Source organism: Roseateles sp. 22389, assembly GCF_052044995.1.
In the GTDB taxonomy this organism is placed as follows: domain Bacteria; phylum Pseudomonadota; class Gammaproteobacteria; order Burkholderiales; family Burkholderiaceae_C; genus Roseateles.
On sequence record NZ_JBQEOF010000010.1, the window covers coordinates 191,578 to 215,861 of the forward strand.

Annotated in this window: 19 protein-coding genes; 8 read left to right on the top strand and 11 right to left on the bottom strand. The window is 70.4% G+C overall.

Features of this window, described 5'->3' with window-relative positions:
• Window positions 1–91 precede the first annotated feature (91 nt).
• A complete protein-coding gene (locus ACTJKJ_RS15745) occupies window positions 92–694 on the top strand; it encodes a hypothetical protein (RefSeq protein ID WP_297383858.1) in 603 nt (200 codons plus the stop codon).
• Here the strand turns inward: ACTJKJ_RS15745 and rng are convergent.
• From rng to ACTJKJ_RS15790, 9 genes are all read right to left on the bottom strand, one after another.
• A complete protein-coding gene (rng, locus tag ACTJKJ_RS15750; RefSeq protein ID WP_091733996.1) occupies window positions 673–2,157 on the bottom strand; it encodes a ribonuclease G in 1,485 nt (494 codons plus the stop codon). The two genes, ACTJKJ_RS15745 and rng, sit on opposite strands and share 22 nt — an antisense overlap.
• Window positions 2,158–2,257: 100 nt before the next feature.
• Window positions 2,258–2,923 (bottom strand): Maf family protein, encoded by a 666-nt coding sequence (locus ACTJKJ_RS15755; RefSeq protein WP_440821009.1) that lies wholly within the window; start codon window positions 2,921–2,923, stop codon window positions 2,258–2,260.
• Window positions 2,924–2,930: 7 nt separating this feature from the next.
• Window positions 2,931–3,401: a 23S rRNA (pseudouridine(1915)-N(3))-methyltransferase RlmH gene (gene rlmH / locus ACTJKJ_RS15760; protein WP_091734000.1), complete on the bottom strand. Its 471-nt coding sequence runs from the start codon at window positions 3,399–3,401 to the stop codon at window positions 2,931–2,933.
• A 4-nt stretch (window positions 3,402–3,405) separates the two neighbouring features.
• Window positions 3,406–4,266 carry a ribosome silencing factor gene (gene rsfS, locus ACTJKJ_RS15765; protein WP_147242437.1) on the bottom strand — a complete coding sequence of 287 codons (861 nt, stop codon included), beginning with the start codon at window positions 4,264–4,266 and terminating at the stop codon, window positions 3,406–3,408.
• Window positions 4,267–4,893 (bottom strand): nicotinate (nicotinamide) nucleotide adenylyltransferase, encoded by a 627-nt coding sequence (gene nadD, locus ACTJKJ_RS15770; protein ID WP_440821010.1) that lies wholly within the window; start codon window positions 4,891–4,893, stop codon window positions 4,267–4,269.
• Window positions 4,894–4,903: 10 nt separating this feature from the next.
• Window positions 4,904–5,839: an oxygen-dependent coproporphyrinogen oxidase gene (gene hemF, locus ACTJKJ_RS15775; protein ID WP_297383869.1), complete on the bottom strand. Its 936-nt coding sequence runs from the start codon at window positions 5,837–5,839 to the stop codon at window positions 4,904–4,906.
• The gene (locus ACTJKJ_RS15780; RefSeq protein WP_221211001.1) at window positions 5,836–6,537 is read right to left on the bottom strand and encodes a 1-acyl-sn-glycerol-3-phosphate acyltransferase; all 702 of its coding nucleotides are present in this window, start codon (window positions 6,535–6,537) and stop codon (window positions 5,836–5,838) included. The genes hemF and ACTJKJ_RS15780 overlap by 4 nt, the downstream gene beginning before the upstream one ends.
• Window positions 6,538–6,584: 47 nt before the next feature.
• Window positions 6,585–7,868, bottom strand: a complete 1,284-nt coding sequence (purD, locus tag ACTJKJ_RS15785) for a phosphoribosylamine--glycine ligase (protein ID WP_183492269.1) — start codon at window positions 7,866–7,868, stop codon at window positions 6,585–6,587.
• On the bottom strand, window positions 7,865–8,590 hold the full coding sequence (locus tag ACTJKJ_RS15790) for a YebC/PmpR family DNA-binding transcriptional regulator (RefSeq protein WP_091734010.1): 726 nt from the start codon (window positions 8,588–8,590) through the stop codon (window positions 7,865–7,867). The genes purD and ACTJKJ_RS15790 overlap by 4 nt, the downstream gene beginning before the upstream one ends.
• Before the next feature lie 103 nt (window positions 8,591–8,693).
• On the opposite strand from ACTJKJ_RS15790, the gene ACTJKJ_RS15795 reads away from it, so the two are divergent.
• From ACTJKJ_RS15795 to ACTJKJ_RS15810, 4 genes are all read left to right on the top strand, one after another.
• Window positions 8,694–10,313, top strand: coding sequence for a helicase HerA-like C-terminal domain-containing protein (locus tag ACTJKJ_RS15795; RefSeq protein ID WP_297383874.1), 1,620 nt, complete (start codon window positions 8,694–8,696; stop codon window positions 10,311–10,313).
• Window positions 10,314–10,749: 436 nt separating this feature from the next.
• Window positions 10,750–11,268 (top strand): DUF6622 family protein, encoded by a 519-nt coding sequence (locus tag ACTJKJ_RS15800; RefSeq protein ID WP_147242899.1) that lies wholly within the window; start codon window positions 10,750–10,752, stop codon window positions 11,266–11,268.
• A gap of 41 nt (window positions 11,269–11,309) precedes the next feature.
• Window positions 11,310–12,422 (top strand): sensor histidine kinase, encoded by a 1,113-nt coding sequence (locus tag ACTJKJ_RS15805; protein ID WP_297383878.1) that lies wholly within the window; start codon window positions 11,310–11,312, stop codon window positions 12,420–12,422.
• 142 nt (window positions 12,423–12,564) lie between these two features.
• Window positions 12,565–13,374 carry a LytR/AlgR family response regulator transcription factor gene (locus ACTJKJ_RS15810; protein ID WP_297383880.1) on the top strand — a complete coding sequence of 270 codons (810 nt, stop codon included), beginning with the start codon at window positions 12,565–12,567 and terminating at the stop codon, window positions 13,372–13,374.
• 31 nt (window positions 13,375–13,405) lie between these two features.
• On the opposite strand, the gene ACTJKJ_RS15815 is transcribed toward ACTJKJ_RS15810, so the two are convergent.
• Window positions 13,406–18,628, bottom strand: a complete 5,223-nt coding sequence (locus tag ACTJKJ_RS15815) for an Ig-like domain-containing protein (RefSeq protein WP_440821011.1) — start codon at window positions 18,626–18,628, stop codon at window positions 13,406–13,408.
• A gap of 187 nt (window positions 18,629–18,815) precedes the next feature.
• Between ACTJKJ_RS15815 and ACTJKJ_RS15820 the strand changes: the two genes are divergently transcribed.
• The gene (locus tag ACTJKJ_RS15820; protein ID WP_297383884.1) at window positions 18,816–20,648 is read left to right on the top strand and encodes a glutamine--tRNA ligase/YqeY domain fusion protein; all 1,833 of its coding nucleotides are present in this window, start codon (window positions 18,816–18,818) and stop codon (window positions 20,646–20,648) included.
• 59 nt (window positions 20,649–20,707) lie between these two features.
• Here the strand turns inward: ACTJKJ_RS15820 and ACTJKJ_RS15825 are convergent, their stop codons facing one another.
• Window positions 20,708–21,814: a hypothetical protein gene (locus ACTJKJ_RS15825; protein ID WP_297383886.1), complete on the bottom strand. Its 1,107-nt coding sequence runs from the start codon at window positions 21,812–21,814 to the stop codon at window positions 20,708–20,710.
• Window positions 21,815–22,165: 351 nt separating this feature from the next.
• On the opposite strand from ACTJKJ_RS15825, the gene ACTJKJ_RS15830 reads away from it, so the two are divergent.
• Window positions 22,166–23,434 (top strand): efflux RND transporter periplasmic adaptor subunit, encoded by a 1,269-nt coding sequence (locus tag ACTJKJ_RS15830; protein ID WP_183492276.1) that lies wholly within the window; start codon window positions 22,166–22,168, stop codon window positions 23,432–23,434.
• 110 nt (window positions 23,435–23,544) lie between these two features.
• A complete protein-coding gene (locus ACTJKJ_RS15835) occupies window positions 23,545–24,282 on the top strand; it encodes an ABC transporter ATP-binding protein (RefSeq protein ID WP_297383889.1) in 738 nt (245 codons plus the stop codon).
• Window positions 24,283–24,284 lie beyond the last annotated feature (2 nt).

Genomic DNA, 24,284 nt, shown 5'->3' on the forward strand with positions numbered 1-24,284 from the left:
CTCAACTTCGGCCATGGCTGGCCCGGGGCCAACTCCCCAGACTTCGCGGTTCGTCACCTTCCCAGCCCTTGCCGTCGACACGAACCGCCCGATGACCAGCACCGCCTACAAGCATTTCATCGCCGCCTCGGCCCACCTCCACCGTCTGGTCCGGGCGCAGCTCGTCGGGGACGACGGCCTGGCCCACGCGCCGACGCAGATCCTCGGCGCCGCGCGCCTGGCCGGGTTGCTGATGTTCCGCAGCTTCCGGGTCGACAGCAGCGCCCTGGCGCCCGGCATGCGGATGCTGTCCGATGAAGCCCGCCACGGCGGCCTGCGCCTGCGCGACGCGCTGTTCGCGACCTTGCGACAACTGGGCCACCCGCTCGGCCCCGACGACCTGGACCCGCACTGCATGACGCCAGCGCTGTCGCGGCTGGCTTTCGTCGAGGTCCACGAGCGCCTCACCCCGTCAACGCTGGCCTATCTGGAGCATTCCCCGATGGGCGTGCGCAACGCGGCGCTGGCGGCCGCCGCGGCCTGCGCCGGACTGGTCCACGACCACGCGGCCGCCCTGCCCGCGCACCAGGCGGCGGCCCTGGCCTGCTGCGGTTTCGACGAAGGCCTCACCACCGTGCCCTGGCCCCTGCGGCCGGCCCAGCTCCTGGCGACGCGCGGCTGGGCCGCGACGGCTCACATCAGGACGATGTCGTAATGCTCGGTCTGGTTGGTCGGCTCGGCCGTCAGTGAGATCGGCTTGCCGATGAAGTCCGACAGCCCGGCCAGGTGCTGGCTTTCCTCGTCGAGCAGCATCTCCACCACGTTGGCCGCCGCGACCACGCGGAACTCCCTGGGATTGAACTGCCGCGATTCGCGCAGGATCTCCCGCATGATCTCGTAGCAGATGCTGCGCGCGGTCTTGACCTGGCCGCGGGCCTCGCAGGTGGGGCACGGCTCGCAGAGCATGCGGGCCAGCGATTCGCGGGTGCGCTTGCGCGTCAGCTCGACCAGGCCCAGCTGCGTGAAGCCGCCCACCGTCACCTTGGTGCGGTCGCGGTTGAGCTGCTTGCGGAACTCCTGCAGCACCGCGGTCTTGTGTTCCTCGCGGGTCATGTCGATGAAGTCGACGATGATGATGCCGCCCAGGTTGCGCAGGCGCAGCTGCCGCGCGATCGCGCCGGCCGCCTCGAGGTTGGTCTTGAAGATCGTGTCGTCGAAGTTGCGCGCGCCGACGAAGCCGCCGGTGTTCACGTCGATCGTCGTCATCGCCTCAGTCTGGTCGATGATCAGGTAGCCGCCGGACTTCAGGTCCACCCGCCGCGCCAGCGCCCGGGCGATCTCCGCGTCGATGTTGTTCAGGTCGAAGATCGGCCGCTCGCCCCGGTACAGCTCCAGCTTCGCCGTGGCGGCCGGCATGTAGGTCTCGCCGAACTGGCGCACCACGTCGTACTGCAGCTTGGCGTCGATGCGGATCGAGTTGGTCCGCTCGCTGGCCAGGTCGCGCAGCACGCGTTCGACCAGGCTCAGGTCCTGGAACAGCAGGCTGCCGGGCGGCAGGCGCAGCGACTTCTCGCGGATCGACGCCCAGGTCTTGCGCAGGTAGGCGATGTCGGCGCCGAGTTCCTCATCGCTCGCCTCCTCGGCATTGGTGCGCAGGATGAAGCCGCCGGTGTTGCCGTCCTGCACGCCGGCCGAGACCAGCGTCTGCATGCGCGCGCGCAGCGCGTCGCGCGCCTCGGGCGAACCGATCTTCTGGGAGATGCCGATGTGGTTGTCCTGCGGCAGGTGCACCAGCAGCCGGCCCGCGATGGAGATCTGCGTCGACAGCCGGGCGCCCTTGGTGCCGATCGGATCCTTGATGACCTGCACGGTCAAGGCCTGGCCCTCGTAGACGAGGCGCTCGATCGGGGTCGCCTGGCCGCTCTCGCCGTGATGGCCGCGCGGGCTCACGCCGTTGAGGTGCAGGTCGGCCACGTGCAGGAAGGCCGCCCGCTCCAGGCCGATGTCGATGAAGGCGGACTGCATGCCGGGCAGCACCCGCGCCACCTTGCCGAGATAGACGTTGCCGACGAGGCCGCGTTCCAGCGTGCGCTCGATGTGCAGTTCCTGCACGGCCCCGTTCTCGACCACGGCCACCCGCGTCTCCTGCGGGGTCCAGTTGATCAGGATGTCTTCCATGTTCTTGTGCTCCAGCGCTCTCGTCAGCCTCGGGGCTGGCGGCAACGCTCGAGTCGCCTTCCGGATCGCCTGCCGGGGGTCTCCGGTCCTCGCGTCGGCCTCAGACCTCGAAGCCGCCCTCCCGCAACAACCGGGCCGTTTCGAACAACGGCAGGCCCATGATGCCCGAATAACTGCCGGCGATGTGTTCGATCCAGGTCGCGGCCTGACTTTGTATCGCATAGGCGCCGGCCTTGCCCATCGGCTCGCCCGAGGCCACGTAGGCCCGCAGCCGGTCCTGGCCGATCTCGGCGAAGCGCACCTGCGACACGTTGACGTCGCTGAGCACGCGCCCGTCCGGCAGCCCCAGCGCGACCGCGGTCAGCACCCGGTGCGTCCGGCCGGAGAGGCGGGCGAGCATCGCCGCCGCATGGTCCGCGTCGTCCGGCTTGCCCAGGATGAGCTCGCCCAGCGCGACCGTCGTGTCGGAGCACAGCACCGGCGCGGGCGGCAGGCCGCGCGACGCGCGGCGGCGCAGCGCCGCCTGCAGCTTCGCGGCGGTGACGCGGGTCACGTAGTCGTCCGGCGATTCGCCATCGATCACCGCCTCCAGCGCCTCCGCGTCCTCGTCGGCGCCGGGCAGCAGCAGCTCGTGGCGCACGCCGATCTGCTCGAGCAGCTGACGGCGGCGCGGGCTCTGGGAGGCGAGGTAGAGAAAGTCGAAGGCAGCGGCGGATGCGGCGGATGCGGCGGAGGTGGCCGAGGTGGCGGAAGTGGCGTCGGACATGGGCGATTCACTCGCGGTGATACGGATGCCCTTCCATCACGGACCAGGCGCGGTAGAGGCCTTCGGCCAGCAGCACGCGCACGAACGCGTGCGGCAGGGTCAGGTCGGAGAGCCGCAGCTTCTCGTCGGCGCGCGACTTGATGCTGTCGTCCAGGCCGTCGGGGCCGCCGATGAAGATCGCGACATCGCGGCCGTCGCCGCGCCAGGTCTCCAGCCGCTGCGCGAGCTGCTTGCTGGTGACCCGCTCGCCGCGCTCGTCGAGCACCACGCGCCGCGCCCCTTTCGGGCAGGCGGCGTCCAGGCGCTGGGCCTCGGCCGCCATCAACTGCTCGGTCGACTTGCCGGTGGTGCGCGGTTCCGCCTTCACCGCCTTGAGCTCCAGCCGCATCTCCGGCGGGAAGCGCTTGGCGAAATCCTCATAGGCCTCATCGGCCCAGGCCGGCATCTTCTGGCCGACCGCGCACAGCACCAGCCGCACGGGGTCAGGCCTTGGCCTTGGACTTCGTGCCGGTCTTCACCGTCGTCTTCTTGGCCGCGGGCTTGGCGGCCGCCTTCTTGGCCGCCGGTCTGGCAGCCGGCTTGGCGGCGGCGACCTTGGGCGACAGCTTCTTCACCGCCGGCTTCTTGCTGCCGACCTTCACCGTCTCGACCACTTCCTTCTTCGCCGCGGGCTTGCGCGCGGTCTTGGCGGCGGTCGCGCCGGTCGTTGTCTTCTTCGCCGGCGCCTTGGCGGCGGTCTTGGTCGCGGCGGCCTTCGCGGCGGGGGCCTTCTTCGCCGCGGTCTTGGCGGCGGTCTTCGCGCCCGTGGTCTTGGCCGCGGCGGACTTGGTGCCGGTGGCGCGCGTGGGCGCCTTCTTCGACGCGGTCGCGACGGCCTCGCCGTCGGCGGACTTGGCCTTGGCCGGCTTCTTCGCCGACTTGGCGGCCTTCTTCGCCTTGGGCGCGTCCTCGTCCTCGTCGTCCATCGGCTCGGACGCCTTCACCAGCTTCGTGCCGCTGTTGCCCAGCTTGAGCTTGACCGGCTTGCCGCCCCAGATTTCCTCGAGGTGGTAGTACTGGCGGATCGCCGGCTGCATCAGGTGCACGACGGCCGCGCCGCAGTCCACGATGATCCATTCGCCGTTGTCCTCGCCCTCGGTGCGCATGACCTGCATGCCGCGCTTCTTGACCGTCTCCCGCACGCTGGACGCCAGCGCCTTGGTCTGCCGGTTGCTCGTGCCCGACGCGATGATCACGCGCTCGAACAGGGGCGACAGGCGCTCGGTGTCGAAGACCAGGATGTCCTGCGCCTTCACATCCTCCAGACCATCGACGATGGCACGTTCCAGTTTCTTGATGTCCATTCAGTTCTCACTGTAGAGACGGTGCCGGGCAATATACCCCGCCACCTCGTCGCCCACCACGGGCCTCACGTCAGCGCCCTTGGCCGCCAGTCGGCGGGCCTCGGTGGATGACCATTGCAGCGCCGGCATCACCAGCCGGACCAGCCGATGCGGCCGCTCCAGCAGCGCCGCCGGCGCCCTCACCTCGTCCTGCGCGCGGGCGGCCACCGCCAGCCCCATGCGCTCGACCAGTTCCTCCCAGCCGTTCCAGCTCGGGAAGCCGGCCAGCTGGTCCTGTCCCAGGATCAGCCAGAGCCCGTCGCCCGGCCGTTCCTGCTGATACTCGCGCACCGAGTCGAGCGTGTAGCTCGGCCCGGCGCGCCGGATCTCGCGATCGTCGACGACGAAACGCGGATCGCCGCCCTCGCCTGCGACCGTCAACCGGACCATCTCGGCCCGGTGCGCCGCGCCGGCCATCCGGCGGCCCGACTTCTGCCACGGCTGCCCGGCGACGATCCAGCGCACCTCGTCCAGCGCGAGCTGGTCCAGCGCCGCGTGCGCCAGCGCCAGGTGGGCGCGATGCACCGGATCGAACGACCCGCCGAACCATCCGACCTGTCGCGCGCGGTTCGAATGGCTGCTGCTCACTCGGGACCCTTCAGAACCAGAGGTGCGTCGGCACCTCGTCGGCCCAGTCGCGCGGGCGGAGGAAGTCGGTGTAGAGCCGGGCCTCGGGCGTGCCGTCCTCGGGCTGCCAGTCGTAGCGCCAGCGCGCCACCGGCGGCATCGACATCAGGATCGATTCGGTGCGCCCGCCCGACTGCAGTCCGAACAGCGTGCCCCGGTCGAAGACGAGATTGAACTCGACGTAGCGTCCGCGGCGGTAGGCCTGGAAGTCGCGCTCGCGCTCGCCGTAGGCCAGGCCGTGACGGCGCTCGACGATGGGCTCGTAGGCCGGCAGGAAGGCATCGCCCACCGACTGCAGCAGGCCGAAGGCGTTGTCGATGCCGCCCTCGGCGAAGTCGTCGAAGAAGATGCCGCCGACGCCGCGCGGCTCGTTGCGGTGCTTCAGATGGAAGTACTCGTCGCACCACTGCTTGAAGCGCGGATAGAGGTCCTGGCCATGCGGCTCCAGCGCGGCGCGGCAGGTGCGGTGGAAGTGCTGCGCGTCGCGCTCGAAGCCGTAGTACGGCGTCAGGTCCATGCCGCCGCCGAACCAGACGACCGGATCGCGGTCGGCGGGCAGCGCCGCGAACATGCGCACGTTCATGTGGACCGTCGGCACGAACGGGTTGTGCGGGTGCATCACCAGCGAGACGCCCATCGCCTCGAACGGCGATCCGGCCAGCTCGGGCCGGTGGGCCGTCGCCGACGGCGGCAGCACCCGGCCGCGCACATGCGAGAAATTGACGCCGCCGCGCTCGAACACCGCACCGTTCTCGATCAGGCGCACCAGACCGTCGCCCTCCAGGCGGCCGCCGGGCTCGCGCTGCCAGGCATCGCTGATGAAGGTCTGGCCGTCCAGGCGCTCCAGCGTCGTGACGATCCGCTGCTGCAGGCCGAGCAGGTAGTCGCGCACCAACTGCGTGTTCATCGGGAATCTCCGTCCTGGCGCGCCCGGGGCGCGCCCTCATTGGGCTTGAAGCGGATCAGGCCGGCCTGGTCGGGCCGCTTGCCTTGGCGCCCCTGCAGCACCTGCGCGAACAGCGCCAGGTCCCGCGCGGGATCGCCGCTGAGCTCGACGAAGTCGGTGAAGATCACCTGCTTCGTCGCGAAGTCGAACGACGCCAGCCCCACCGGCACGCCGGCCTGCACGGCCACGTGGTACGCACCCGACTTCCAGTGGTCGACGTAGCCGCGCGTGCCCTCGGGCGCGACGATCAGCCAGAACGACTCGCCGCGCGACTTGGCGTCGAGCATCTGGCGCACGGTGTCGCCGACCAGCCCGTTGGCCGAGCGCCGGTTCACCGCCACGCCGCCGATCGCGCGCATCCAGTGACCGACCAGTGGCAGCTTGAACAGGCTGTCCTTGGCCCAGAACCGGAGCTCGAAACCCAGGCTCCATTTCGTCAGTACGCCGACCGGGAAATCCCAGTTGGAGGTGTGCGGGTACACCATCACCACGCCCTGCCGCGCCGGCAGGCCCTGGCAGACGATGCGCCAGCCGAAGAGGCGCAGCACCGCCCGCGCCAGCGCGCTGCCGCGCGGCATCGGCGTCAGCGCGCCGGTCCAGCGGCGCGGCAGGGCGCGCGCCTCGCCGTCCGCGGGGCGGGCGTCGAGGGTCTGCGGCAAGTCGAGGCTCAAGATGGGCAGCGGCGAGGAAAGGCAGTGGACCGGCTTCAGCGCTTGATGGCGCGATAACCGATGTCCTGGCGGTACTGCTTGCCGTCGAACTGGATCGACTGCGCGGTCTGGTAGGCCAGCTGCTGGGCATGGCGCACCGCCTCGCCCAGCGCGGTCACGCACAGCACGCGGCCGCCGCTGGTGACGAGCTGGCCGTCCTCGCGCAGCGTCGTGCCGGCATGGAAGACCATCGCGTCCTCACCGTCCTCGGGCAGGCCGGTGATCGCATCGCCCTTGCGCGGCGACAGCGGATAACCGCTGGCGGCCATCACGACGCCCAGCGCCGCGCGACGATCCCACTGCAGCTCGACCTGGTCCAGCGTGCCGTCGGTGGCGTGCATCAGCACCTCGAACAGGTCGCTCTTGAGCCGCATCATGATCGGCTGGGTCTCGGGGTCGCCCATGCGGGTGTTGAACTCGACGGTGCGCGGCTGGCCGTGCGCGTCGATCATCAGGCCGGCGTAGAGGAAACCGGTGAACGGGGTGCCGTCGCGGGCCATGCCCTGGATCGTCGGCATGACGATCTCGTGCATCACCTTGGCATGGACATTGGGCGTCACCACCGGCGCCGGCGAGTACGCGCCCATGCCGCCGGTGTTGGGACCCTGGTCGGCGTCGAGCAGGCGCTTGTGGTCCTGGCTGGTGGCCAGCGGCAGGACGTTGCGGCCGTCGCACAGCACGATGAAGCTGGCTTCCTCGCCTTCGAGGAACTGCTCGATGACGACGCGCGCGCCGCCCTCGTTGTGGACCACGCCCAGCTTGTTGTCGGCCAGGATCCAGTCGATCGCCTCATGCGCCTCGGCCAGCGTCATCGCCACGACCACGCCCTTGCCCGCCGCCAGGCCGTCGGCCTTGATGACGATGGGCGCGCCCTGCGCGTCGACATAGGCATGCGCCCGGGTCGCGTCGCTGAAGGTCTCGTAGGCGGCGGTCGGGATGCCGTGGCGCTTCATGAACTCCTTGGCGAAGGCCTTGGAGCTCTCCAGCTGCGCGGCCGCCTTGGTGGGGCCGAAGATGCGCAGGCCGCGGGCGCGGAACTCGTCGACGACACCGGCGGCCAGGAAGGCCTCGGGGCCGACCACGGTCAGCGCGATCTTCTGCTCGACGGCGAAGTCGGCCAGCGCCTTCACGTCGGTGATCGGGACGTTCTTCAGGAGCGGATCGCGCGCGGTGCCGCCGTTGCCGGGGGCCACGAACACCTGCGTGACGCGCTCGCCCTGCGCCAGCCGCCAGGCCAGCGCGTGCTCGCGGCCACCATTGCCAAGGACCAGGACCTTCATTCGGACAGGCTCGCGTTGTGATAGACCTCCTGGACGTCGTCCAGGTCCTCGATGACATCGAGCAGCTTCTGCATGCGCGCGGCGTCGTCGCCGGCCAGGTCGATGGTGTTCTCGGCCCGCATGGTGACCTCGGCGATCTCGGGCTTGAGGCCGGCGGCCTCCAGCGCGTTCTTCACCGCTTCATAGTCGCCAGGGGCGGTCAGCACCTCGATGGCGCCATCGTCGTCGGTCAGGACGTCCTCGGCGCCGGCTTCCAGTGCCACCTCCATGACCTTGTCCTCGGACGTGCCGGGCGCGAAGACCAGCTGGCCGCAGTGCTTGAACTGGAAGGCCACCGAGCCTTCGGTGCCCAGGTTGCCGCCGTACTTGCTGAAGGCGTGACGGACCTCGGCGACGGTGCGCACGCGGTTGTCGGTCATGCAGTCGACGATGATCGCAGCGCCGCCGATGCCGTAGCCTTCGTAGCGGATTTCCTCGTAGGTCACGCCGTCGAGGTTGCCGGTGGCCTTGTCGACGTTGCGCTTGATGTTGTCGGCCGGCATGTTGGCGGCCTTGGCCTTCTCGATCGCCAGGCGCAGGCGGGGGTTCATGGTGATGTCGCCGCCGCCGGTGCGCGCGGCGACGATGATTTCACGGGTCAGACGGGTCCAGACCTTGCCGCGCTTCTCGTCCTGGCGGCCCTTGCGGTGCTGGATGTTGGCCCATTTGGAATGCCCTGCCATGTCCTCGTTCTCCTATGAACGACGGCCCGGAAAAACTCCGGGCCGGCGCTGTTGATGCTTCGTTAGACTGCGATTTTAGCTTTTTGCCTCTGGAGACTTCCGCATGGCCGACCCGATCCTGCTGGCCCGCCACGGCGACACCGAATGCCAGCTGCTTCCGGCGCTGGCCAACCGGCACGGCCTGATCACCGGCGCGACCGGCACCGGCAAGACGATCAGCCTGCAGAAACTGGCCGAATCCTTCAGCCAGATGGGGGTGCCGGTCTTCATGGCGGACGTCAAGGGCGACCTGACCGGCATCTCGCAGGCGGGCGCGCCGTCGACCAAGCTGCTGGCGGTGCTGAAGGAACGCGGCATCTCGCCGCCGGCCCCGATCGCCTGCCCGACCACGCTGTGGGACGTCTTCGGCGAGCAGGGCCATCCGGTGCGGGCGACCGTCTCCGACATGGGGCCGCTGCTGCTGTCGCGGATGCTGGGCCTGAACGAGACCCAGGCCGGCGTCATGCAGATGGTCTTCAAGATCGCCGACGACCACGGCCTGGCGCTGCTGGACCTGAAGGACCTGCGCGCGATGCTGCAGCACGTCGGCGAGAACGCCAGCGAGTTCACGACCCAGTACGGCAACGTCTCGGCCGCCAGCGTCGGCGCGATCCAGCGCGGCCTGCTGCAGATCGAGGCCCAAGGCGGCGACAAGTTCTTCGGCGAGCCGATGCTCGACATCCACGATTTCATGCAGACCTCGGACGGCCTGGGTGTGATCAACATCCTGGCCGCCGACAAGCTGATGGCCGCGCCGCGGCTGTACGCGACCTTCCTGTTGTGGATGCTGTCAGAGCTGTTCGAGACGCTGCCGGAGGTGGGCGACCTGGACAAGCCCAAGCTGGTGTTCTTCTTCGACGAGGCCCACCTGCTGTTCAAGGACGCCCCGGCGGCGCTGGTCGAGCGCATCGAGCTGGTCGTGCGGCTGGTGCGCTCCAAGGGCGTCGGCGTGTATTTCGTGACGCAGAACCCGCTGGACATCCCGGACACGGTGCTGGGCCAGCTCGGCAACCGGGTGCAGCACGCGCTGCGCGCGTTCACGCCGCGCGACCAGAAGGCGGTCAAGGCGGCGGCGGACACGATGCGGCCCAAGCCGGGCCTGGACATCGCGATGGCGATCACCGAGCTGGGCGTCGGCGAGGCGCTGGTCAGCCTGCTCGACGAGAAGGGCCGGCCCTGCATCACCGAGCGGGTCTTCGTGCTGCCGCCCGGCAGCCAGATCGGCCCGATCACGCCGGAGCAGCGCAAGGCGCTGCTGGCCGGGTCGCTGGTCGCGGGGGTCTATGAGAAGCAGGTCGACCGCGAGTCGGCCTACGAGAAACTGACCGGCCGGGCCGCCGCGACGGCGGACGCGGCGCAGCAGCCGTCGCAGTCCGGCACGCCGCGCGGCAACGCCGGCGCCGGCTCGATGGCCGAAGAAGCCGACCAGGCCCTGCGCCGCGCGCCGACGACCGGCCGCGGCGGCGCCCCCGCGCCCGCCCCCGCCGAGGACGACGGCGGCATGCTCGGTGGCCTCAAGGACGTGCTGTTCGGCAGCACCGGGCCGCGCGGCGGTCGCCGCGAGGGGCTGGCCGAGGCCGCGGCCAAGTCGGCGCTGCGGTCGATCGGGTCCTCGGTCGGACGGGAGATCGTCCGCGGCGTGCTGGGCAGCTTGCTCGGCGGGGCGACCAAGCGGCGCCGCTGAGCGGTTTGCGCCGCAAGGCTTCCCTCGGGAGAGCCCCCTCACCCTAGCCCTCTCCCCCTCTCGGGGGCGAGGGGATGGCTCGCTGGCAAGGGGCAGCGCTGTGGGCTCCCTCTCCCGCTTGCGGGAGAGGGCGGGGGTGAGGGTCTTCGAACGCTCGCCCGGCCCCTCTCCGCCTGACAAGGCTCAGGCGTTGGCCGCCGGAGCATGGGGCCACAGGCGGCAAGCGCCTGAACCCCATGCCCCGCCGTCCCCAACCACCGTCGCACGTCGACGAGTTCCCCGGCGAAGCTCGAGCGGAGACCGTGCGCGACCCGGATGGCGAACGGCGGCGACAACTCGCGCCGCTGGGCAGCGCTTCGTCGCAGGCCGCTGGGCGCGGCGGCGCCCGTCCGCAACAGTCGCGTCCATCGACCACGCCCCACCACCGGAGCCCGCCATGCACCCCACCCCGCTCGAAATCCTCACCCACGTGCCCAAGTACGTCTGGGTCATCCTGCTGGTGATCACGATCATCGGCCTGCGGCAGTGCCGCGAGACCGCGATGCGGCCCCGCCGCCTGGTGATCCTGCCTGCCTTGTGGCTGGTCTTCGGCGCCTGGGGCGTGGAGAAGAGCTTCGGCCTGGACGGCCTGCCGGGCCTGGCCTGGCTCGTCGGCATCGGGCTCGGCGCGGGAACGGTCCGCGCGCTGCGCTGGCCCGGCCAGACGCGTTTCGACGCCGCTACCCGCCGCTTCATCGTCCCGGGCAGCTGGGTGCCGCTCGCGCTGATGCTGGGCATCTTCACGCTGAAGTTCGCCTCCGGCATGAGCCTGGCCCTGCACCCGGACTACGCCACCCACCTCGGCATCGCGATGGCCTCCAGCGCCGCGTTCGGCCTGTTCAGCGGCGCCTTCCTGGGCCGGGCGATCAACATCCTGGCCGTGCGGCCGCGCAGCGGCGGCCCGGTGGTGGCCTGACCGCGGCCCGGACGCGGCCGGATCGCCGACACTCCCTGCCCATGCGCCCCCTGCCCCTCCCGCCGCCGCTGCACTGGCTCCTGCGCCACGTGCTGCTGGTGCTGTTGCTGACGGTGGTCGTGTCGGTCGCCCTGGTGGTGGTGTTCAACCAGTCGCCGGGACCGACGCTGGTCTACTGCTTCTTCATCTCGCTGTTCTGCGCGACCTGCATCAACCTGCTGCGCTTCGGGTTGGGCTGGCTGCGCTGGCAGACCCTGCAGCGTCTCGGTCGCGCGCCCCGCGACGCGTTCGACTGGCCCGGCTGGCCGCTCATGACGGTGTGTCTGGTCCTGGGCACCGGCCTGGGCTACAGCATCGGCCTGGAGGTGGGCAACTTCGTGACCGGCTTCCAGGAGCGCAGCCTGCTGGCCAGCCCGCTGCGCCGGGTGCTGGCCGTGATGGTGATCTCGCTGATCCCGGGCTTCGCCGCCACCTTCTTTCTGCTGTACCGCCACCGGATGGCAAGCGCCGAAGCCCATGCCGAGACGCTGCGCCGCCAGGCCGCCGAGACGCAGCTGCGGCTGCTCGAGTCGCAGCTGGAGCCGCACATGCTGTTCAACACGCTGGCCAACCTGCGGGTGCTGATCGGCCTGGACGCCGAACGCGCGCAGGCGATGCTGGACCACCTCATCGCCTTCCTGCGGGCGACGCTGTCCGCCTCTCGCGTGGAGCGCCACCCCCTCAAGGACGAATTCGCCCGGTTGGCCGACTACCTGGCGCTGATGCAGGTACGGATGGGTGCGCGGCTGCGCTTCGAGTTCGAACTGCCGGAGACGCTGCGCGAGCTGCCGGTGCCGCCGCTGCTGCTGCAGCCGCTGGTGGAGAACGCGATCAAACACGGCCTGGAGCCGCATGTGGGCGGCGGCACGCTACGGGTGGCCGCGACGGCCGCGGACGGTCAGCTGTGGCTGGACGTGGAGGACGACGGTGCCGGTTTCGATCCGGCACGGCCGGCGACACCCGACGGCGGCTTCGGCACGGTGCAGGTCCGCGAGCGGCTCGCCGTGGCCTTCGGCCCGCGCGCGGCGCTGGAACTGTCGCGCCTGGACCTGTCCCGCCCGACCGGCGGCGGCACCCGCGCGCGGATCCGCCTGCCGTTGCCGGCTCCGGCCTGATCAAGCACTGCCCACCAACTTCACCCTTCCGACTGCCGCACGCTCGTGCCCGTCGCCCACGCCGTTCAAGCTGCCCCCTTCATTCCCGCTTCATTCCCCTCTTCAATCCCTCTTGAATCCCTCTTCACATGGAGACGCCCGCATGCCCACCGCCCTGATCGCCGAAGACGAGGACCTGCTGGCCGCCCATCTGCACCAGGAACTGAAGGCGCTGTGGCCGGCGCTGGACATCGTCGCGATGGCGACGCACGGCGAGGAGGCGGTGACGCTGGCGCTCCGGCACCAGCCCGAGGTCTGCTTCCTGGACATCCGCATGCCAGGCATGACGGGACTCGAGGCGGCGGCGCAGCTGGCCGACGAGTGGCCGGACGGGACACCGTTCCCGCTGCTGGTCTTCGTCACCGCCTACGACCAGTTCGCGCTCCAGGCCTTCGAGCGCGCCGCGGTGGACTACCTGCTCAAGCCGGTGCAGCGGGAGCGCCTGGCGCAGACGGTGACCCGGCTGCAAGCCGCGCTCGCGCAGCGGCAGGCGCCGCCCGCGACCCTGGCCTCGGCGATCGATCAGCTGCGTGGGTTGCTGGGCGTGCAGGCCGCGAGCCCGAAGCCGGCGGGCGGCAGCCCCGTCACGTCGCTGCGGCACCTGCAGGTCGGCGTCGGCGACGCCATCGTGCTGGTGCCGCTGGACGAGATCGTCTACCTGGAGGCGGCGGACAAGTACGTCCGCGTGATGACCGCGGACCAGGAATACCTGGTGCGGATCTCGCTGCGCGAGCTGCTCCCGCAGCTCGATGCGCAGCGCTTCTGGCAGGTGCACCGCGGACACATCGTGCATGTCGATGCCATCGACCGCGTGCATCGCGATGACACCGGCAAGCTGACCCTGCGGCTGCGCCACCGGCCGGAGAAGCTGGCGGTGAGCCGGATGTACGGGCATCTATTCAAGGCGATGTGAGGCGGCGACCGGGCCGCCGCCTCCCCCTTCGTCAGATCACGGCCATGCCGGAGGCGGTCCTCACGGACAGCAAGGCATCGCCATCGAGCGCCGTGACCAGGATCGACAACCCGTAGATCCCGCGCCCGCCCTCGCTCGTGACCGTCAGCGCGATCGTGCCGTCCTTGAGCACCTCCTTGAAGAAGAAGTCGTCGCGCGTCGCTTCGGTATAGCCAGCGGTCAACGCGCTCAGGTCGAGCACGTCGCCCTCGCTGCGCTTGTAGTCGAGGACGAAGTCCACGCCGGTCTGTCCCTTGAACCATCGGAAGGTGTCGGCGCCAGCCCCGCCGGTGAAGAAGTCACTGTCCGGGGACGCGTTCAGCACATCGTTGCCCGCCGTACCGCGTTCCTCACGGTTCAACGCCCATTTGCCGCCTGGGCCCTCGTCCCATCGCATGACCAGCGCAGGCTGGACGCTCGCCGGATCCGACGTCGTCTTCACCGGGACTTCCATGGCGTTGCCCGCGCTGTCGATGGCGTAGAGCCGCAGCGCGCCATGCAAGTTGCTGAGAACACTTTTGCTGCCGGCAGCAAACATCAAGCGCTGGCCGCTGGTCACCGCCTCGGGTTGCCAATCCTGGAGATTCACGAGGTTCTTGCCGTAGCTCACGAACACCAGCTCGACATCTTCCTGCGAGGTCACCGTCAAGCTGCCATCCTTGCCACGATCCGCGACCACCGTGGGCGCGGTGGTGTCGTAGTCGAACTCCAGGCGCCGGATCCCGCTCTCGTTGCCCGCGATGTCGACCTGCCGGACCTGCAATTCATGGCGCCCCGGCGACAGCTGCGCTGGCGGCTTGAAGTTGCTACCGGCGCCGCTCCACCAATCCTGCCCCCCATTGAGGCTGTAGAGCCACTGGCTGCCCGACTCCAGGCCCACGTCGATGGATCCGTTGGCATTGAGCGCCTTGCTGGCCAGGTAGAACTGCTCCACTTCCGGAAAATTGCCTGGCCGGTTTGCCCAGTAAGTCCGGGCCGCGGAATTGAAGGTCAAGGTCGGCGCGTCGGCCTTGGTGTCCAAGCTGAACTTCAGCTCGGTCGCGGCGCTGACATTGCCGGCGAGATCGACCTGCCGCACCAGCACCCGCTTGTCGCCATCGCCGGAGAACTCGCTCGCGGCGATGGACTTCCCGGTCCCGGCGGTCCAGCTGATGCCGTCGCGGCTGTACTGCCACTGCGCGTCGTCCTCCAGCCCGTCGATGTCGACCGTCGCCACCGAGGTGATCCGGTCGGTGGCGCTGGCGCCGGTGTCCTGCGCCAGGGCGACCTTCGGCGCGGTGACGGTGCGATCAAGCGTGAAGTTCAGCGTGGCCGTGCCGACGTTGTCGGCGATGTCGGCCTGGCGGACCTCGACGGTGTAGGTGGTGTCGATGTGGAACTCGCTGGCGGCGATGCGGTCGCCGCTGCCGGTTCTCCAGGCGCTGCCGCCGATGCGGTATTCCCAGCGATGGCCCGGCTCGAGGCCGGTCACGACGATGCCGGCCTCGTTGGTGACACGGTCGCCGGCGGTGCCCGTGTCCTTCACCAGCGCGAGCGCGAGCGGAGGACCCTGCCGGTCCAGCGTGAAGTCCAGCGTCGCGGTGCTCACATTGCCCGCGACGTCGATCTGCCGGACCTCGAGGGACTTGGTGCCGTCGGCGCCGAACTCGCTGGCCGCGATGCGGTCGCCGCTGCCGGTCGTCCAGGCGCCGCCGCCGATGCGGTACTCCCAGCGGTTGCCCAGCTCGACGCCGGTCACGGCGATGGTGGCGTCGTTGGTGATGCGATCGTCTGCGGTGCCCGAGTCGTTCACGAGCGCGGCCGTGATCGGGCTGACCTGCCGGTCCAGCGTGAAGTCGAGCGTCGCCGAACTCACGTTGCCCGCGACGTCGATCTGCCGGACCTCCAGCGTCTTGCTGCCGTCCGCGCCGAATTCGCTGGCCGCGATGCGGTCGCCATTGCCGGTCTTCCAGGCACCGCCGCCGATGCGGTACTCCCAGCGGTTGCCCTGTTCGACACCGGTCACGGCGATGGTGGCATCGTTGGTGACGCGGTCGCCAGCGGTGCCGGAGTCGTTCAGCAACGCGACTGCGATCTGGCTGACCTGCCGGTCGAGCGTGAAGTCCAGCGTCGCCGAACTTACGTTGCCCGCGACGTCGATCTGCCGGACCTCGAGGGACTTGGTGCCGTCCGCGCCGAACTCGCTGGCCGCGATGCGGTCGCCGCTGCCGGTCTTCCAGGCACCGCCCCCGATGCGGTACTCCCAACGGTTGCCCAGCTCGACGCCGGTCACGGCGATGGTGGCGTCGTTTGTGACGCGGTCGCCAGCAGTGCCGGAGTCGTTCAGCAGCGCGACCGCGATCGGGTCGACCTGCCGGTCCAGCGTGAAGTCGAGCGTCGCCGTGCCCATGTTGCCCGCGCTGTTGGCCTGTCTCACCTCGACGGTGTAGGGACCGTCCTTGGCGAACTCGGTCGCCGGGATGCGGTCCCCGCTGCCGGCCTTCCAGGCGCCGCCGCTGACGCGGTACTCCCAGGTCCTGCTCGCGTCCAGGCCGCCCACGGCGATGGCGGCATCGTTGGTGATCCGATCGCCGGCCATTCCGGAATCATTCACCAGCGCCGCCGACAAGGCGCCGGCTTGCCGGTCCAGCGTGAAGTCGAACGTGGCGGAACTCTCATTCCCGGCCGGGTCGGTCTGGCGCACCTCGACGGTGTAGCGGCCATCGACCCCGAACTCGCTGGCCGCGATGCGGTCGCCGCTGCCGGTCTTCCAGGCGCCGCCGCCGATGCGGTATTCCCAGCGGTTGCCCGGCTCGACGCCGGTCACGGCGATGGTGGCGTCGTTGGTGATGCGGTCGCCGACGACGCCGGAGTCGTTCACCAGCGCCGCCCCGATCGGGCCGACGTGCCGGTCCAGCGTGAAGTCCAGCGTCGCGGTGCTCGCGTTGCCCGCGATGTCGATCTGGCGCACCTCGATCTTGTGGGCGCCGTCGGCGCCGAACTCGCTCGCCGCGATGCGGCTGTCGACGCCAGCCCGCCACGCACCGCCGTCGATGCGGTACTCCCAGCGGCAGTCCGGCTCGAGACCGCCGACGATCACCGTGCCGTCGCGGGTGAGCCGGTCGTCCGCCACGCCGGTGTCATTGGCCAGCGCGACGCTCGGCGGCGGTGCGATGCGGTCGAGCTGGAACTCGCACACCGTCGACGCCTGGTTGCCCACCGCGTCCAGATGCCGGACCTCCACGCGCTGCCAACCGTCCGTGGCGCGATCGAATTCCCGCCCATCGATGAGAACGCCGGACCCGGTCTTCCATTCCCCGCCGTTGATGCGGTAGTCCCAACTGCCGCCCCATTCGATGCCGAGCACCCGCAGCGTGCCGTCGCGGGTGATCCGGTCGTCCGCCGTTCCGGTGTCGTTCACCAGGGTCACCGTCGGCGCGGCGGCCTGGCGGCGCAGGTCGAAGGCGAGGGTCGAACCGGCTTCATTGCCCGCCGCGTCGATCTGCCGCACCCGGACCAGTTGGTAGCCGTCCGCCACGCCGTCGAAGGCGGCCTTGTCGATGCGATCCCCGTGACCGCGCCGCCATTCGCCACCGTTGATCTGGTAATCCCAGATCGCGAGGCTCTCCAGGCCGCTGACCAGCACGGTGGGGTCGTTGGTCCGCTTGTCCCCGGACACGCCGGAGTCGACCGCCAACTGGACGCCCGGCGACACGGTGTGGGTGTCCAGGACGAAGTCGAGCGCGGCCGTGCCGCGATTGCCGGCACCGTCGACATGCCGCACCTCGACCCGGCGCTCGCCCGCCGTCGTGCCGAACTCCGACGCCGCGATCGTGTCGCCGGTCCCGGTCACCCACGGACCGTCATCGATCCGGTACTCCCAGCGCAGGCCAGACTCCAGGCCGTTCACCTTCACCGTCGCATCGCGCGTGATGCCGTCGGACGCCGACAGCCCGCTGTCCATCGCGAGCGCGAGCGTCAGCTCCGCCGCGCGGGTGTCGAGTAGGAGGCTCAGGGTGGTGACCGGACCCTCGTTGCCCGCGGGATCCACCTGCCGGACGCGGATGTCCTTGGCGCCGTCGGCACCGAGTTGCGCCGTGGACAGCGTCGCGTCCGTCCCGTTCCACCAGGTCGCGCCGCCGTCCACGCTGTACTGCCAGCGCGCGTCCGGCTCCAGGCCGTCGATGCGGATGCGGCCGTCGTTCGTCCAGCCATCGGTGGCGGAGCTGCCGGTATCCGAGATCAGCGTCAGGCCAGCCCCTGGCGGCGCGATGGTATCCATGTCGAATCTCAGGCTGGCCACCGGGCTGCGGTGGCCGTCCGCGCTGATCTGCACCACCTGCAGCGACTTGCTGCCGTCCGTGCCCAAGGCCGACGGGGCGATCACCGAGCCGCTGCCGGCATGCCAGGTCTTGCCCTCGTCGAGCGAGTACTCCCAGCGGCCGTCCGCCTCGAGCGCGCCGATGCGGATCTCCCCGACGCTGCCGAGCAGGCCCTCCCGCTGGGCGCCCGGCGAGTGCAAGGCCGGCTGCGGCGCCGGCGGCACGCGCACGGCGGGATCGGGGTTCGGATGGGGATCCGGTTTCGGGCCGGGGTCCGGGTTGGGGTTGGGGTTGGGGTCCGGCTTGGGACCCGGATCGGGGTTGGGGTTCGGATCGGGATCCGGCTTCGGACCGGGATCCGGGTTTGGGTTCGGATCCGGCTTGGGGCCCGGGTCCGGATTGGGATTGGGATCGGGTTTCGGATCCGGTTGGGGATTCGGATTCGGATTCGGATTCGGATTCGGATTCGGATTCGGATTCGGCTTCGGGCCCGGGTCGGGCTGGGGCAAGGGCTCGCCCTCCGGCTTCGCGTCCGCGCCGCCATTGCCCGAACCTCCCGACAGGGCCACGGCGGACCCCGCCGAGAGCGCCGCCCCCAGCAGCCAGGTCACCATCGCGGCGACGGATTTCTCCGTGGACTTCTCATCCTTGCCGTTCGATCCTTGGACCGCCTCGCCGTTCCCGGTGGGGCTGTCGGGCGGGACGCCGCTCGCGGCCGGGTCCTGCGCGGCGGGCACCGTCTCGGTCTGCTGAGGCTCCCCAGCGGGCGCGGACGCGGCGCTGGATTCCCCTTGCTCCTCGTCTTCCTCCGCCAGCCGCCGCGGACGCGCCGGCGCCTCGAACGGTGGAGCGCCGCCGTCGGCGGGCGCGTGGACTCGGGAAGCACGGTGGGCGGGCGTCGTCGGAAGTTGCATGGCTGCTGCCTTGGAAGGTCGAATGAAAAGTTGGGCAGTATCAAAAGCACCCCGGCGTGCGCGCCATGACTACTCCGCGTCAGATCCTTCGACCGGTCTGACGGATTTGCTGCGGCCGCTCCCTCAGAGATGAGGGGTACCCCACCCCACGTAGAATCTGCGGCCTCATTCGAGAGTCCATTCATCGATGTCCAGCCACGACAAGACCGCCGGCGCTCCGGCGCCCGACAAGACGGACGCCACCGCCGTCAAGCCCAGCAACTTCCTGCGCGCCATCATCGAGCGCGACCTGGAACAGGGCTTCCGGCCGGCGCGCCACTTCGCCGGCAGCCCGGGCGACGCGGCCCACCATGCCGCCGGTCCGCTGGACCCGGCCCGCATCCGCACCCGCTTTCCGCCCGAGCCCAACGGCTACCTGCACATCGGCCATGCCAAGTCGATCTGCCTGAACTTCGGCCTGGCGCGCGATTACGGCGGCATCTGCCACCTGCGCTTCGACGACACCAATCCGGAGAAGGAAGAGCAGGAATACGTCGACGCGATCAAGGAGATGGTGGCCTGGCTGGGCTGGACCTGGGACGCCAAGGACGGCGCCGGCCGCGAGGTGGACCACCTCTTCTATGCCAGCAACTACTTCGACTTCATGTACCGCGCGGCCGAGTACCTGGTGTCGCAGGGGCTGGCCTATGTCGACGAGCAGACGCCCGAGGAGATGCGCGCCAACCGCGGCGACTTCGGCACGCCGGGCAAGAACAGCCCCTTCCGTGACCGCTCGCCCGAGGAGAACCTGATCCGCCTGCGCGAGATGCGCGACGGCAAGCATCCGGATGGTTCCATGGTGCTGCGCGCCAAGATCGACATGGCGTCGCCCAACATCAACCTGCGCGATCCGGCGCTGTACCGCATCCGCCGGGCGACCCATCACAACACCGGCGACCAGTGGTGCATCTACCCGATGTACACCTACGCCCACCCGATCGAGGACGCGCTGGAGTGCATCACCCACAGCGTGTGCACCCTGGAGTTCGAGGACCAGCGGCCGTTCTACGACTGGCTCGTCGAGCACCTGGCCCAGGGCGGCCTGCTCGCCCGCCCGCTGCCGCACCAGTACGAGTTCGGCCGGCTCAACCTGACCTACGTCGTCACCAGCAAGCGCAAGCTGCGCCAGCTGGTCGAGGAGAAACACGTCGACGGCTGGGACGACCCCCGCATGCCCACGCTGGTCGGCATGCGCCGCCGCGGCTACACGCCCGAGGCCATCCGCGCGATGGTCGAAAGCACCGGCGCGTCCAAGACCAACGCCTGGATCGAGTACTCGGTGCTGGACGGCTACCTGCGCGCCGACCTCGAGGGCAAGGCCGCCCGCGCGATGGCGGTGCTGGATCCGGTCAAGCTCAAGCTCGAGAACTACGCGGAGATCTTCGGCTCGCTCGAGCATCGCGAAGCCTGCTCGGCCCCGGCCCATCCGCATGTGCCGGAACTGGGCACGCGCCAGTTCAGCCTCGGCCCCGAGCTGTGGATCGAGCGCGAGGACTTCATGGAGACCCCGCCCAAGGGCTACCACCGCTTGTTCCCGGGCAACAAGGCGCGGCTGAAGTACGGCTACGTGATCGAGTGCACCGGCTGCGAGAAGGACGCCGACGGCACCATCACCGCGGTGCTGGCCCGGCTGGTGCCCGACACCAAGAGCGGCACCCCGGGCGCCGACGCGGTCAAGGTCAAGGGCGTGATCACCTGGGTCGGCGCGCACGAGGGCATCGCCACCGAGCTGCGCCTGTACGACCGACTGTTCACCGAAGCCCAGCCCGACGCCGGCGAACGCAACTTCCTGGAGCTGCTGAACCCCGATGCCAAGCGTGTCGTGCGCGGCTACCTGGAGCCGTCGCTGCGCGCGGTCGCGCCGGATGCCAAGGTCCAGTTCGAGCGCCACGGCTACTTCGTCGCCGACCGCGTTGACCATCGCGCCGATGCGCCGGTGTTCAACAAGATCACCGGACTGAAGGACAGCTTCGGCAAGTGAGCTCGGGGTGGACCGGGTGNCGGTCCACCACTGAGCGCGGTCGGGCGCCTGGCCCCGCCTCAGCCGGCAAGGACTGCCCCCGAGTCCGGCGTGGTCGCCAGCACCAGTTGCGGCGCCAGCGGCGCCGTGGTGTCGAGCCAGAAGTCCAGCGTCGCGGACGCACTGTTGCCCGCCGCGTCGACCTGGGTGGCGACGACCCGGCACAAGCCCTCCAGGCCTGCGAAACGCGACGCCGGGATTTCCGCCGCCTGCCACTCGAACGGGGGTTCGTCCAGGATGGCCACCGTCAGCGTCGCCGTGGGATCCAGGCCCAGGATCTCGATCGTCGGATCGGAGGTCCAGCGATCGGTCGGGCTGCTCCCCGTGTCGTGCTTGAGCCGCAGCTTCGGTACCTCGGGCGGGGTCTGGTCCAGTTCGAACACGAGCGACGCCTGCGGGCTGTCGTTGCCCGCGAGGTCGGTCTGGTAGACCAGCACCGACTTGCGGCCGTCGCCGCCCGCCTTCGCCGCCTCGCTGCCGGGGATGCGGTCCAGGTCGCCCGGATGCCAGGTCGCGCCGCCGTCGAAGCTGTAGGACCAGCGCGCATCGGGCTCCAGGCCATGGACCCGCACGGTGCCGTCGCGGGTCAGGGGCGTGCCGTCCGGCATCGTGCCCGCGGCGAAGACCTGCAGGCCCAGGACGGCCTCGGCGGGACGATGTCCCGTCCCGCCCGCGCCGCCGCCGGACGGCGAGGTCGATGGGTCACCGCCCGGTCCCGAGGGCCAGCCATCGAGGGACGGGCGGGTCGCGCCACCACCACCGGCGATGGCTCCCAGGGCCGAGCCACTTCCGCCACCGCCCGCGGCGCCGACGCCCAGCGCCCCAAGGCCCAGCCCGCCCAGCAGCAGCGGCATCAGCGGACGATCGTCGTCGTCGCGGGGCGGCGTCCGGTCCGCCGTGGAGGTCGCGCCGACCTCGATCGCGGTCGACTGGACATCGACGGCGGCAGGCGGGCTCGGATCCGCGGCGGCGTCGTCGTTCAGGACGTTGGTCGAGGCGTCGGTCGGGGCGTCGGTCGGGTCGGCAGCTCGCGACCGGGCGCGGCGGGCATCGTCCCGGGCGATGGGGGCGCCATCCGCATCGAGGTCAAGGGCAGCGGCAGGCGTCGGCAAGGAAGAGCGGGTCATGTCGGATCCAAGAGGGTGAGAGGAGCCGCCAGTGTTGGCCCGCCGGCCCGCGGGCGCATCTGCCCGGACCAGTAGCGCATCGGCCTCCGGGCCCGGACACCAGTAGGTCGACCGACTCGTTGCCGTCGTCCGGCCCGTCGCCCTGCCCTCCGTCCTCCGCCGTCCCCTGGCGTCCACCCCTGTCCGTCGCTGTCCGCCCGCTGTCCGTGCGAGTGTCCGCGGACACCCCAGCGCCACCGGGCCGGTGGGCCAAGTCGTTGATCCGATTGAGGATTTCCACCTTGGCGCGGATGGCACGCGCCTTGCGATCCGGTGTGGCATCGATCACATGGACCACCCTCGGACACCCTCATGATTCGCGACACCTCCGGACAGGACGTTCCCCTCGCCCGCCCCCAGGGACGGCGCCGGCTGTGGCTGGCGCTGGCGGGCGCCGGGCTGCTGGCCGCCGCGTTCGCCGCCGCGCCGGCGGTGCAGCGGATGATGGGCAGCGGCAACTCGGTCAGCCTGCAGCGCCTGTCGGTCGCCGCGGCCGAGATCGGCCCGCTGGTGCGCGACATCGCCGGCGAGGGCAAGGTGGTCGCCGCGATGAGCCCCACCGTCTACGCGCTGCACGGCGGCAACCTGGTGCTCAAGGTCAAGGCCGGCGACAAGGTCGCCAAGGACCAGCTGCTGGGCGTCATCGACAGCCCGGACCTGCGCGCCCGGCTCGCCCAGGAGCAGAGCAACGCCGACGCGCTGCGCACCGAGGCGCTGCGCGCCGAGGTCGACGGCCGCGAGCAGCGCGCCGCCCTGCGCTCGAGCTACGAGAACGCCGCCATCGACCTGCAGACCGCTCGCAACGACCTGGAGCGCCAGACCAAGGCCTACGAGGCCGGCGCGGTCGCCGGCATGCAGGTCGAGAAGGCCCGCGACGCGCTGGAGAAGGCGCGCATCACCGCTGCCCACGCCAAGGACGGGCTGGGCCTGAAGGACGACAGCCTCAAGTTCGAGCTCCAGGCCAAGCAGCAGGCGCTGCAACGCCAGCAGCTGCTGGTGAAGGACCTGCAGCGCCAGGTCGCCGAGCTCGAGCTGCGTTCGCCGGTGGACGGCCAGGTCGGCCAGCTGCTGGTGGCCGAGCGCGCCAACGTGAACGCGGGGACCGGCCTGCTCACCGTCGTGGACCTGAGCGCGCTCGAGGTCCAGATGCAGGTCCCCGAGAGCTTCGCCCGCGACCTGGCCATCGGCATGCCCGGCGAGATCGCCGGCAACGGCCGCCAGTGGAAGGGCCTGGTCAGCAGCGTCTCGCCGGAGGTCGTCAACAACGAGGTCGCCGCGCGGCTGCGCTTCGACGGCGCGACGCCCGACCAGCTGCGCCAGAACCAGCGCCTGTCGGTGCGCGTGCTGCTGGACCGCCGCGAGAAGGTGCTGACCGTCGCGCGCGGCAGCTTCGTCGAGGACGGCGGCGGCCGCTTCGCCTACGTCGTGCAGGACGGCCAGGCCGTCAAGCGCCCGATCCGGCTGGGCGCGCAGAGCCTGTCCAAGGTCGAGGTGCTGGAGGGCCTGCGGCCCGGCGAGCGGGTCGTCGTCTCCGGCGCGCAGGCCTTCGAAGGCGCCGAGCGGGTGACGCTCAGTCCCTGAGCGCCGCACGTCTCCCTCCCCACCGGCCCCGACCACCGACGTCGACGTCTGACACCGCCGTCATCGCCCCCCGCCCCATTCATCGCCCACCACCGCCCGCGAGGAACCCCATGCTGAAGATGCAATCGCTGTCCAAGGTCTACCGCACCGAGATGATCGAGACCTACGCCCTGCGCGATTTCAACCTGGACGTGCGCGAAGGCGAGTTCGTCGCCGTCACCGGTCCGTCGGGCTCGGGCAAGACGACCTTCCTGACCATCGCCGGCCTGCTGGAGGCCTTCACCGGCGGCCGCTACGAGCTCGACGGCGTCGACGTCAGCCGCATGGACGACACCCAGCGCTCGCGCATGCGCAACGAGAAGATCGGCTTCATCTTCCAGGCCTTCAACCTGATCCCCGACCTCAACGTGCTGGACAACATCGAGGTCCCGCTGCGCTACCGCGGCATGAAGTCGGCCGAGCGCCAGCAGCGCGCCCGCGACGCGCTGGCCCGGGTCGGACTGTCGGCGCGCGAGCGTCACTACCCGGCCGAGCTGTCCGGCGGCCAGCAGCAGCGCGTGGCGATCGCCCGCGCGCTGGCCGGCTCGCCGCGCCTGCTGCTGGCCGACGAGCCGACCGGCAACCTCGACAGCGCGATGGCCCGCAGCGTGATGGACCTGCTGGAGGAACTGCACCGCGACGGCGCCACCATCGTGATGGTCACGCACGATCCGCAGCTCGCCGCGCGCGCGCAGCGCAACGTGCATGTGATCGACGGCCAGGTCGTCGACATCGCGGCCGAGCTGCACATGGACCCGGCGCTGCTGCGCGCCACGGCGGCCCCGTCCAAGACGCCCACCTCGGCCTGACC